Source organism: Streptomyces sp. NPDC003379, from assembly GCF_053589195.1.
On record NZ_JBSFRK010000067.1, the window covers coordinates 16,673 to 28,551 of the forward strand.

General features: G+C 71.7%; 7 protein-coding genes and 1 pseudogene. 3 read left to right on the top strand and 5 right to left on the bottom strand.

The genetic code is table 11. The features are described 5' to 3' along the window. Positions 1–15: 15 nt before the first annotated feature. From ACWDVB_RS37105 to ACWDVB_RS37115, 3 genes are read right to left on the bottom strand one after another with little or no spacing between them, the layout of a single operon-like run. Positions 16–1,599 carry a long-chain-fatty-acid--CoA ligase gene (locus ACWDVB_RS37105; RefSeq protein WP_451519863.1) on the bottom strand — a complete coding sequence of 528 codons (1,584 nt, stop codon included), beginning with the start codon at positions 1,597–1,599 and terminating at the stop codon, positions 16–18. Further along, complete coding sequence (locus ACWDVB_RS37110; protein ID WP_451519864.1) at positions 1,596–6,179, bottom strand: type I polyketide synthase; 4,584 nt, start codon at positions 6,177–6,179, stop codon at positions 1,596–1,598. The genes ACWDVB_RS37105 and ACWDVB_RS37110 overlap by 4 nt, the downstream gene beginning before the upstream one ends. A gap of 25 nt (positions 6,180–6,204) precedes the next feature. Further along, positions 6,205–6,468 (bottom strand): acyl carrier protein, encoded by a 264-nt coding sequence (locus ACWDVB_RS37115; RefSeq protein ID WP_451519865.1) that lies wholly within the window; start codon positions 6,466–6,468, stop codon positions 6,205–6,207. Between the two features lie 209 nt (positions 6,469–6,677). Between ACWDVB_RS37115 and ACWDVB_RS37120 the strand changes: the two genes are divergently transcribed. After that, positions 6,678–8,132, top strand: a complete 1,455-nt coding sequence (locus ACWDVB_RS37120) for a CoA transferase (protein WP_451519866.1) — start codon at positions 6,678–6,680, stop codon at positions 8,130–8,132. A 107-nt stretch (positions 8,133–8,239) separates the two neighbouring features. Further along, entirely contained in the window at positions 8,240–8,797 is a 558-nt protein-coding gene (locus tag ACWDVB_RS37125; RefSeq protein ID WP_451519867.1) for a carboxymuconolactone decarboxylase family protein, read from the top strand. Positions 8,798–8,843: 46 nt separating this feature from the next. On the opposite strand, the gene ACWDVB_RS37130 is transcribed toward ACWDVB_RS37125, so the two are convergent. After that, positions 8,844–10,097 (bottom strand): serine hydrolase domain-containing protein, encoded by a 1,254-nt coding sequence (locus tag ACWDVB_RS37130; protein ID WP_451519868.1) that lies wholly within the window; start codon positions 10,095–10,097, stop codon positions 8,844–8,846. Positions 10,098–10,386: 289 nt separating this feature from the next. Between ACWDVB_RS37130 and ACWDVB_RS37135 the strand changes: the two genes are divergently transcribed. Then, a complete protein-coding gene (locus ACWDVB_RS37135; protein ID WP_451519869.1) occupies positions 10,387–10,926 on the top strand; it encodes an N-acetyltransferase family protein in 540 nt (179 codons plus the stop codon). A 33-nt stretch (positions 10,927–10,959) separates the two neighbouring features. Here ACWDVB_RS37135 and ACWDVB_RS37140 read toward each other — a convergent pair. Further along, positions 10,960–11,569, bottom strand: a pseudogene (locus ACWDVB_RS37140) (MmyB family transcriptional regulator). Between the last annotated feature and the right edge of the window lie 310 nt (positions 11,570–11,879).

Consider the following 11,879-nt stretch of genomic DNA (forward strand, 5'->3'; position numbering starts at 1 on the left):
GGGGTGCGCGGCCGGTCAGACCTTCGCGGCGGCGAGTTCGTCGCGCACGGCCCGCCGCAGGACCTTGCCGCTGGGGTTGCGGGGCAGTGCCTCCGCGAAGTCGTACGACGTGGGCATCTTGAAGTCCGCGAGACGACCGCGCAGGAACAGCAGCAGGTCCCTGGCCCCGGCCTGCTGCCCGGCCTCCAAAACCACCCGGGCGTGCACGGACTCCCCCCACCGCTCGTGCGGCAGGCCCACCACGGCCGCCCCGGCGACGGCGGGGTGCCGTGCGAGGGCGTCCTCGATCTCGGCCGGGTAGACGTTCTCCCCCGCCACGATGATCATGTCGTTGACCCGGTCACGGACGTAGAGGAACCCGTCCTCGTCCAGACAGCCCGCGTCCCCCATGTGCACCCAACCGTCGACCACGGTGCGCTCCGTGGCCTCGGGCAGCCGCCAGTAGCCGAGCATCCGGGCGGGTGTGCGCACACAGATCTCCCCGACCTCCCCGGTCGGCAGCTCCTTGCCCTCGGTGTCCTCGATACGTACCTCGATTCCCGGGTACGGGCGGCCCGCCGCGCGCAGCCGCGGGCTGCCGGGGACATGGTCGGCGGGCGGCAGGCAGACGGCGAAGTTTCCGGTCTCACTGCTGCCGTAGATCTGGAGGAAGTCGCAGTCCAGGACGTCGATCGCCCGGCTCAGGAGGTCCTCTCCGATGGGGGAGCCTCCGTAGACCACCTTGCGCAGCGTGCCGAGGGCGCCCCTGGAGGCGGCCGGTTCGGCGAGCATCAGTTCCAGCATGGCGGGGGCCACGATGGCGGTGGTGACCCGCTCCTCCTCGATCACCCGTACCGCGTCGGAGCTGATGAAGGCCGGCAGGGAGACCACCGTGGCACCGGCGTTGAACGCCTGCATCCCGTACGAGAGGCCGCCGATGTGGAAGCCGGGCAGGCCGATCAGGCTGCGGTCGCCGGGCTTCCAGTCGAGCCAGTCCAGGCCGTGGTCGTCCATCGCCTCGGCGACGTTGAAGAAGCTGCGGTGGGGAAGGACGACGCCCTTGGGCAGGCCGCTGGTGCCGCTGGTGTAGATCTGCACGACGGCGCTGTCCTCGCCGCCGTCCGCCTGCCCGGTTCCGGGTTTCCGCGGGCCGGTTTCGGCGGACACCGAGTGCTTGAGGCGGGTCAGGGACTCGGCGTCGGCGGCGTGCGCGTCCAGGCACAGCACGGTCCGCAGCGTGGGCAGCCCCTTGCGCACCTCGGCGGCCACCGGCAGGTGCTCCTCGTCCACGAGGAGGACCTCGGTGGTGGAGTCGCGCAGGATGTGGTCCACCTCCTGCGCGGTCAGCCGCCAGTTGACGGGGACGAGGACCGCGCCGGTCCTGGCGCAGGCGAAGGCCAGCTCCCAGTACTCCACGGCCTCCTTGCCGAGGTAGCCCACGCGGGAGCCGGGTCCGACGCCGGACGCGCGCAGCACCCGGGCCGTGCGCTCGCTCTCCCGGTCCAGTTCCCGGTAGGTGAGCGTCCGGCCGGAGCAGACGACGGCCGGCTGGTCCGGCCGGAGCGCCGCCTGCCGGGCGATCACTTCCTGAAGGGTCCGCGGTCGCGGTGACGTGGTCATCGGTGTGCTCCCGTTCCCGCCGCGTGCGCCGGTGCCTCGGCGCCGGACAGCAGCTGTTCGATGTATTCGGTGAGCAGGTCCACGCTGGGCCGGTCGAAGGTGACGGACGCCGGCAGCGTGACCCGGAAGGCTGCCTCCAGCGAGTTGCGGATCTCGACCGCGTTGAGCGAGTCCATGCCCAGGGCGGCCAGTTCGGCGTCGGATTCGAGGTCGTCGGCCGACTCGAAGCGCAGGACGTCCGCGAGCCGGGCCCGCACGATCGCGTTGATCCCGGCCGAGCGGGCGGCTCCGGGGGCGGTGGTCAGGGCGCTGATGTCGGTCTGTGCCCCGCCCGCGGCGGGCCCCGAGACCAGCTCCGCGAAGAGCGCGCTCGGCGCCCTGCGGGCCACGAAGCGGTTCCAGTCGCAGTGGCCCATGAGGATCTGGGTGCGCCCGGCGTCCAGCAGTGCGGGCAGCGCGTCGGTGGCCGCGTCCTGCTCCAGGAGTGTGATGCCCTGCCCCTCCCAGCTGCGGACCAGGGAGGAGCTGAGCTGCTGCCCGGGCTCGCGGGGTGCCCATGGCCCCCAGTTGACGGCGGTGGCGGGCAGGCCCGCGCCGGCGCGCTGTGCCATCAGGTGGTCGAGGAAGGCGTTGCCCGCTCCGGCGCCGGTCTGGGTGGCGGCGCCGAGCAGGGCTCCGGCCGTGGAGCAGCCGAGGAAGAAGTCCAGCTCGGGCAGGTCGGCGGTCGCCTCGTGCAGCAGCCAGGCACCGTAGACCTTCGTACGGAAGACGGCGTCCAGGCTCTCCCAGGTCTGCTGGGCGAGCGGGAGGTCCTGCGCGGCCTCCTGCGCGGCGTGGATCACGCCGCCCACCGGGGGTGCGGTGGCGGCCAGTTCGGCCAGGACGCGCGAGACGTCACTCGCGGAGCCCAGGTCGCACGCGTGGACGCTCGCCGTGACGCCGTCGCCGAGCGCGGGGGCCGGGCCGCCGGTGCGGCTCAGCAGCGCCAGGTGCCGGGCGCCCAGGGCGGCCAGTCGGTGTGCGAGGGCCCGTCCGACCATGCCGGTGGCGCCGGCCACCACATAGGTGCGGTCGGGGCGGATGGTGAGGGGCCCGGAAGCGGCGGGGACGGGCTCGGCCGTACGCAGTCGGCGCACCCAGCGCTCGCCGTCGCGGTGGACGATCTCCAGTTCGCTCTCCCCGGCCGCCAGCCACTCCCCCACCAGGCCGCTGACGCCGTCGGTGCCGGGCTGGAGGTCCACCAGGGTCACCCGGTATCCGGGGAACTCCATGCCGAGGGCCCGGCCGAAGCCCCACAGGGTCGCCGCGGCCGCCGGTTCGGTGGTCTTGTCGCCGGGCAGGTGCTGTGCGCCCTCGGTGACCAGCCACAGCCGCTGGCCACGGCCGAAGCCCTTGCGGGCCAGGGTGTCCAGTACGGCCAGCAGATCGCGGTAGTTGACCTCGCATTCGGCGCGCAGCCGTGCCGCCGCGTCATCCGCGTTCGTGTCCGCGTCCGTGTCCGTGTCCGCTCCTGCGTCTTCCGTGCCGGATCGCCACAGCCAGCACACGTCGGTGGGCGGCTCGTCGTCCAGCGCGCCCGCCAGGGCCGTCGGGTCGGTGGCGACGGTCAGGGTGACATCGTCCGCGGCGGCGGCCTCCGCGAGCCCGCGCGGCAGCCGCGCCGTGTCCCCTGTGACGAGTACGCGCCGCCGCTCCCGCCGCGTGGCGGGCAGCGTCTGGGCGAGCCAGTGCTGCTCGTAGAACAGGCCGCCGTTCGCGCCCCGTTCGCCCTCGGGGTTCCGTTCCGCCTGCCAGGCGGCCTCGGCGGCCCGGCGCTGCGCGGTGGGCAGCCAGTACCGCTTGCCGTCGAAGGGGTACGACGGCAAGGGGATCCGGCGCCGCGGCGCGCCCTCGTGGTAGCCGGCCCAGGAGACCTGCACGCCCGCCTCGTACGCCTTGGCCAGGGAACGGCGGATCATGTCGCCGTCGTGGTCGTCGCGGAAGGTGCTGCTCAGCCAGACGTGGTCCGCCTCACCGGCCGAGGTCCTGGCCAGCGCGGTGAGCGCGGCCGAGGGGCCGAGCTCGACGAAGACGTGCCGGCCGCGCTGGTCCACCGCCTGGACGCCGGCCTCGAACTGCACCGGTTCGAGCAGATGCCTGATCCAGTACTCGGGGTCCGCCATCTGCCGTCCGCGGGCGACGCGTCCGGTCACGTTGGACACCAGGGCCATGGTCGGCGGGCGGAAGTCGACGGTGGCGAGCACCTCGCGGAACTCGTCGACGATCTCGGCCATCAGCGGCGAGTGGTAGGGCACGGCGCCGCGCAGCGGGGTGAACTTCACGCCGCGTTCGGCCAGCCGCCGGCCCGCGTCGGCCAGCGAGTCGTTGCCGCCGGTGAGCAGGCACTGGCCGGGACCGTTGACGGCGCCGACCGTCAGGTCCGGGTAGCTTTCGAGGAGCGGGGCGACCTCGGCGGCGGGTGCGCCGACCGCCGCCATGCCGCCCTTGCTGCGCACCGCCTCGCTCAGCCGTCCGCGCGCGGCCACCAGACGGGCCCCGTCCTCCAGCGAGAACAGGCCGGCCACCGCGGCGGCGGCGAACTCGCCCAGGCTGTGGCCCATCAGCACCGAGGGGCGCACGCCCCAGGACAGCCACAGCCGGGCCATCGCGTATTCGAGGCTGAACAGCGCGGGTTGCAGATACCGGGGTTCGTGGACGCGCTCGGGTGCCTCGCACTCGCCGCGGACCAGCTCACCGAGCGGGACGCCGAGCAGCGGGGTCAGGATGCGGTCGCACTCGTCGAGCGCGGCGCGGAAGACCGGGTACTGCCGGTGGAGCGCGGCGCCCATGCCGGGGTACTGCGTGCCCGTGCCGGAGAAGAGGAACGCCACCTTCGGGACGCTCGCCGCGCCACCGCGGGCGGTGCCCGCCGTCAGGGACGCGACGCGCTTGTTCAGCGCCCGTACCGTGTCGTCCCGGTCGCTCACCACCTCGGAGATCCGGTAACGGAAGTGGGCGCGCCCCGTGTTGGAGGTGCGGCACAGGTCGGTGAGCGGGGCGTCGGGGTGCGCGTTCAGGTGGTCTAGGTAGCGCTCGGCGAGCCGCCGCAGCGAGGTGCGGCTCTTGGCGGAGAGGGTGAGTACGGCGCTGGGGCGCGCGTCGGTGCCGTACTCGTCCGTTTCGGTGCCTGACGTGACCGGCGCCTCCTCCAGGACTACGGAGGCGATGGTGCCCGTCACTCCGAATCCGTTCACCATCGCGCGCCCGGTGCCTGTGCCGGGCCACGGGCCGCACTGGGTCGGGACGGTGACGGGAGCGTCGTCCCAGGCGATGCGCCGCGAGGGCGTGACGAGGTTCAGGTGCGGGAAGACCGTCTTCTCCCGCAGCTGGAGCGCCGCCTTGATGATCGAGCCGACACCGGCCGCGCCCTCCATGTGGCCGATGTTCGTCTTCAGCGAGCCCACCACCACGGGCCGGTCGCTGGTGTGCGACTGGGCGAACACGTCGCTGATCGCGTCCATCTCGGTGGGGTCGCCGAGCGCGGTGCCCGTGCCGTGGGCCTCGACGTACTGGATGTCGCCGGGCTCCAGCCTGCACCGGGCCAGTGCGGAGCGCATGACCTGTTCCTGGGCGGCGCCGTTGGGGGCCACCAGGCCCGCGCTCTCGCCGTCCTGGCCGACCGCGGAGCCCCGGATCAGGGCGTGGACGGTGTCGCCGTCCCGCAGCGCGTCGGAGAGCCGCTTGAGGACGAGCACCCCGCACCCCTCGGCGCGGGCGTAGCCGTCGGCCCGCTCGTCGAAGGTCTTGCACTGCCCGTCGGAGGCGAGCACCCCGCCCAGGGACAGGATGGTGTGGTTGTGCGCGTTGTGGATGACGTTGACGCCCCCGCTCAGCGCGAGGCCGCACTCGCCGCCGCGCAGCGCCTGCACGGCCAGGTGGGTGGCCGTCAGCGACGAGGAGCAGGTGGTGTCGACGGTCATGCACGGTCCGCGCAGTCCCAGGAAGTACGACAGTCGGCCCGAGACCGCGCTGTGCGTCAGTCCGGGCGCGAGGTAGCCGTCGAGGTCGGCGGGGGCGAGGCCGGTGGACTCGAAGATGTAGTCGAGCGTGGTGACGCCCATGTACACGCCGGTGTCGCCGTGCCGCAGCGAGGTGGGATCGATGCCCGCGTGCTCCAGCGCCTCCCAGGCCGTCTGGAGGGCCAGCCTCTGCTGGGGGTCGATGTAGGGGGCTTCCTTGGGCGACACCGAGAAGAAGGCGGCGTCGAAGCGGTCGACGTCGCGTACGAAGCCGCCGCGCGGCCAGTCGCCCGGGGACTCAGGGTCCGGGGGCTCACTGTCCGAGGACTCACTGTCCGGGGCCGGGGCCATCTGGCGGCGCTCGTCGGCCGGCAGGGGCCCGACTCCCGAACGCCCCTCGCGCAGGAACTCCGCGAACGTGTCGACGTCATTGTTCCCGCCCGGAATACGCAGCCCCATACCCACGATGGCTATGGGTTCGTATTTCTCGCGTTCAAGGGCGGCGAGTGCTTCCTCCTTGCGTCGTAAATCGGCGATTACGGCGGCCAGCTCGGCCGCTTCCGGATTCGATGGGTCCGACATTTATTTCCTCCGGTCAGGAAGCAGATCACGCACAGAGATGGTCGATCAACTGACCGGCGGTCGGGTGACCGAAAAGGGCGGCCGTCGAAATCTCGCACTCGAGCCTTCGCTCCAGGGAGAGCTTCACCTCGCTCAGTCGCAGCGAAGTGAGTCCCAGGTCGAGGAAGCCCGTATCCAGGGAGAACTCCTCGTGTTCGGTCATGAAAAGGGCGCTCCTGAACTCCCCCACGACCAGGTCCTCGATGAGCTCCCGACGCTCGTACTCCGGCAGGAGCCTCAGCTTCTCCATGGTGGGAATATCATGCGACACCCACGTCACCACCTCTCTACGAATCGACTGCTGACCAAAATCGAAACAGCCGTTCCTGATAGTGACCTGATAGCCGACTGATGAAGACTTCCGCGCATCCGGCGGACCGTCAACCGACCCGCCCGCAGACATCCATAAATATGCCACGGTCGGTTTACCTCCACCGAATCGGTGATATGTTTTCCGGCATGGACGAAAACGAATTCGATCTGGTCGGTGAATTAGACAGGACACTGAAGGCGCTGGGCCTCTCACGCGACGAGGCCGTCAGCGAACTCGCCGTGGACGGACACGATCCGCTGGTGCCGTCCACCATTCGGCTGGGCTCGGCCATGGGTATAGCCCTGCTGTCCGCCGCCGTCGGCGCGGCACAGATCTGGCGGACCGCGACGGGCCGCCCACAGCGGCTGGGCCTGGACCTCGGGCAGGCGCTGCACCAGCTCACGCCCTACCTCGGCGGCGGCAACACCCTGAACGGCTACGGCTCCAACATGGGCAGCGTCCTCGGGCTCGACGGCGATCTCGCCCCCGCCCTGTGGGACTTGTACCGCACCGCGGACGACCGCTGGGCCATCCCGATCGCCTGCTACCCGAACACGCGGGACGCCTTCCTCGACCTGCTCGGCACCGCGCACACCCGCGAACACATCGGCGCGGCCATCGCGGGCCGGATCTCCTGGGATCTGGAGGAGGAGGCCGCCGCCCGGGGTGTCCCGCTGGCGATCGTACGCAGCAGGGAGGAGTTCCTCGCCCACCCCCAGGGCCGGGCCGTGCTCAGCGAACCCCTCGTGGCCGTCGAGCGCGTGGGCGACGCACCGCCGCGTCCGCTGCCGGCCGGCGCCCAGCCGCTGTCCGGTCTGCGCTCCCTGCAGTTCACCCATGTCTTCGCGGGCACCGCGGCCGGCCGGGTCCTCGCCGAACAGGGCGCCGACGTACTACATGTGTGCGAGCCGAACGCCTTCGACCACGACCTGTGCTGGAACGAGACCGGCGTCGGCCTGCGCTCGGCCCGCCTCCCCCTGAACGCCGGCGGCGACGGCCGGCGCGCCTTCGAGGATCTGCTGCGCACGGCGGACGTCTTCGTGCACAACCACCGGCCCTCCAAGATGGCCCGGCTCGGACTCGGGCCCGAGGAGTGCGCGGAGATCTCCCCCGGCATCATCCACGTCTCCGTACGCTGCTACGGCCACAGCGGCCCCTGGCAGGACCGCGGCGGCTTCGACCAGCACGCCCAGGCCCTGACCGGCGTCAACTGGAGCGAGCAGCAGGACGGGCGCCCCCAGTTGCCACCCGGCCGCATGCTCAACGACTACCTGGCCGCCTATCTCGCCGCCGCCGGTGTCATGAGCGCGGTGCTGCGCCGCGCGCGCGAGGGCGGCAGCTACCAGGTCCGGGTCTCCCTCGCCGGTGTCGCCAACTGGGCCTGGGAGCTGGGCACGTTCACACGCAAGCAGTCGGATCGGCTCCTTCCACCGGCCCCGCTGCCGCCGCCCCGGCGCCTCACCCGGGCCACCCCGCTCGGCGACCTCTCCCTGGTGGCGCCGCCGGTCAGCCTGAGCGAGACGCCGCCCGCCTGGCGCGGTCCGCTCCTGGTCCCCCGTGGCTCGTCGCAACCGCGTTGGGACGACGACTTGGCGTCCTGACGCCGCCCCGCAGCGCTCACCACGCCCATTCCTCCCCCACCGCTCGCCTTCACTCGCGCTGCCCCGCTCTTCCCCGGCGGGCGGCCCGCCCCCAAAGGAGAGACCTCATGTCCCGCATCCCCTGCCTCGACGCCGAGGCCATGCCCGAAGCCCTGCGCTCCCTCAGCCAGGGGCGCATCATCAACGTGTACCGGATTCTCGGCCACGCGTCCCGGTCGGTCACCCAGATCGCCCGGCTGGGCGCCGCCCTCTTCGCCGACGGCAGCCTCAGCGCGATGGACCGCGAGCTGCTCATCCTCACCTACGCCACCAGTTTCGAGGCCGAGTACGAGTGGGCGCAGCACGTCCCCATCTCCGGGGCCGTGGGTGTCACGGACGCACAGCGCACGGCCCTGCGCCGCAAGCAGTACGACGCCGACGTCTTCACCCCGGCCCAGCGGGCGCTCCTGGGCTTCGCCGCGGCCGCGGCCGCCTCACCTCTCGTGGACGAGGCCCGCCATGCGGCAGTGGCCGCCCACTACACCGAGGAACAGATCGTCGAGACCCTCGTCCTGGCGGGCTTCTACTACATGCTCGCCCGCGTCTGCACCGTCCTGGACGTCGAGATTGACGCGCCGGAGACGGACGAGCTGGTGCGGATGGCGCAGAGCATGCACGGTCACTGACGCGCGGGCCCAGGAAGGGCGGGGCGGGTACGGGGGCGTGGATGGGTTATCGCGTTGTACGGATGCCGGAGGGACCTCCAGCCTGTGTGAGTTCCTTCGGTGCGCGTTCCGGGGCCCCGACGCGACCCTGACGTTCGTCCTGCGGGGGCCGGGTCCGGCACAATTCCCGGTCCACGAGTGCGCTCATGGCCCGCTGAGTGTCCTTGCCGCCGTCACTGGTGACGTACACCACGGCGGTCCGGGTCCCGTCCCGGGTGACGCCGGCCCAGGTGCGGTAGCCGAGCAGTTCGCCCGGGTGACCGAAGTAGCTGCCGCCGCAGGACAGGGGGATCTCGCCCAGGCCGAGTCCGTACCGCACGCCCAGCTCGGGCGCGGGCTTGGTGGTCGTCATCTCGTCGAGCTGCGCCGGGGCCAGCAGACGGCCGCCGAGCAGTTCGCCGTAGAAGCGGTTCAGGTCGTGCGTGGTGCTGATGATCGAGCCGGAGCCGACGGCCATACTCGGATTGAGCGCCGTGACGTCGATGCTGGTGTCGGTGCCGAACGCGGCGTAGCTCCGGGCGTGCGGGCCCAGTATGTACGGGAAGGCGCCGGGCGTACTGGTGTCCCTCAGGCGCAGCGGGCGGATGATCCGGTCCTTCACCTCCTGTGCCCAACTCCGGCCGGTGACCTCATGGATGATCATCGCGGCGAGAATGTAGTTGGTGTTGGAGTACGACCAGTCATCGCCCGGGGAGAAGCCGGGAGGGCGAGGGTGCCGCATCGCCGGCCCCACCAACTCTTCGGGGGTGTAGGTGCGGAACCGCTCGGCTCGGTAGCCGTCCGCGCTGTTCAAGGAAGGTATCCGCGGCAGGACGTCACGGATGCCGCTGGTGTGCTGCAGCAGTTGCCGCACGGTGATCCGACTGCCGTCGCTTCCGCTGTCCCGGACCACTCCCGGCAGCCACCGCTCGACGGTGTCCTCCAGGGACATTCGCCCCTCGCGGACGAGTTGCAGTACGACCGTGGCGGTGAAGGTCTTGGTGGCGCTACCGATCCGGAATCTACCGTTCCGTGGCATCGGTCCCTTGGTGCCCCTCTCGGCTGTCCCGGCGCGCGCGCTGTCACGCGTGTCCGGTGACGTCACCTCGGCGAACACACCGACGGCCCCGGTGTCGCGGACCGCGTCCACCTGCTGCTGGAGCGGATCGGCCGACTGGGGCCTCGCCGTCGCCGTCAGCCCGGTCGATGCGGCGAGGAGGACCGCGGCGGCCAGGCTGCTCAGGACGAGCGAGCCTCTCCGACGCCTTCCTGACACGTGCATGGTGATCCCTTTTCTGTTCGCGTTGCCTGCGCGTTGAGGGACCGCTCAGGCTGTGGCCTGCGGCTGTTTTCCTCCGGAGCCGGTGTCGGGGACCATCCCACCAGCGGAGAGAGAACCGGCCCATCCGGCTCTCCCCCTGACATGCCGATGCGCTGTCTTCAGGGCGGTGCCGGGGGTTAACCCCCCTTAGGAGCGCTGCGTCCGTGCATCGATCCTGTCCTGCACCGCGGCGATGGCGGTTGCCGTACCGATCGGCTCTGTCAGAGGGGGGTGTCATGATCTTGGGGTGATCACCGACTCCCTCACCCTTCAGCAGCTCACCTCGCCCGATGCCGTCACCCCTCGACTCCGGCGCGCGCTTGTCGAATGCTGGGTGGAGGTCACCAACTCGGGTGGTGCGGCCGGTTTTCCCTTTCCGCCTGTGGATGCCGATACGGTGACTCCCGTCCTCGATCGCATCGTCGGCCTGCTCTCCCCCGACACCAGTCGGCTCCTCACGGTGGACGTCGACGGTGAACTCGCCGGGTGGCTCAACGTCCGTCGTGACCGGTTCGAGCTGATCGCCCACTGGGGCACTCTCCATCATGTCCAGACCCGCACCGCCGTGCGCGGGCGCGGTGTCGGGCGTGCCCTCATGGACGGAGTGCGCAGGGTCGCCCGGGAGGAGATGGGGCTGGAGCAGTTGCATCTCGCCGCCCGCGGTGGCGTGGGCCTGGAGGACTTCTACGGGCGGCTCGGCTGGAAGGAAGTCGGTCGGTGGCCGGGCGCCCTCCGGCTTGCCGAGGGGGACGATCACGATGAGGTGCTCATGATCCTCGACCCGCTGTGAGGTGCCGCTCGCTCTGGACGAGGCCGCGCCCGGTCAGCCTGCCGGGAGGGAGTTTCGGGTCACTGCCCACGAGGCGAGGAGGCTCAGTGATTCTGCCGATGGGGAGTTGGGTTCGGCGGCGTGGATGGTGAGGGTCAGGCCCGGTTCGACGGCCATCTCCAGGCCCTCGTCGCACCGAGGCGGGCCGCAACCCGACGTCGTGGTAGAAGGCGCGGGCGAGGCGATTCGTGGCCAGCAGGTCCATGCGGCCGCTGCGGACGAAGGCGGCGCCTTCGGTGATCGCGTCGAGGGTCCACTGCGGGCTGGGATGGGGCGTCCAGCGTTTCGGCCGACGGCGCCCCTGCCGCATGGGGGCACCGCTGCCGTCACGCGGCGCGCGCCAGGTCGACCAGGTGGGCGCGCTCGGCGTCGTCCAGCCGCGGGGCGCGGGCGACGGCGTCCAGGGCTCCGGCGGAGACGCCGACGAGGGACCCCGTTCGAGCTTGGAGTAGTACTCGACGTCTACGTCGGACCAGCGCCGCGACCTCGCTGCGCGCAGTCCCGGTACGCGGCGCTTGGACCCGGCGGGGAGACCGGCCTGTTCGGGTGTGATCTTTGCTCGCCGCGAGACGAGGATCTCGCGGACTTCCCGGCGATTGCCCACCTCTCGACCGACCGTACGTCGCGCGCGCCCGACCTGGGATGTCCACCTCGCCATGTGGGAGGCCACCGCGGACGGCACCCCAGAGACCACCTGGCCGAGCCCGTCAGCGACGTGGAGTACGAAGGCCCCCGCACCACCAGCCGCTGGGGCTGGGGCGGGGTCCGGTGACCTTCGATGAGTCGGGCGGGGCGGCCGCCCCGCCCGGCTGATAGATTGTCACCCGACCCCGCCCCCGCCCCCGCGGCGGGGGGGGGGGGGGGCTTCGTTCTCCACCGCGCGGACGGGGTCGGCCCGGGGGGCTGTGGGGTGG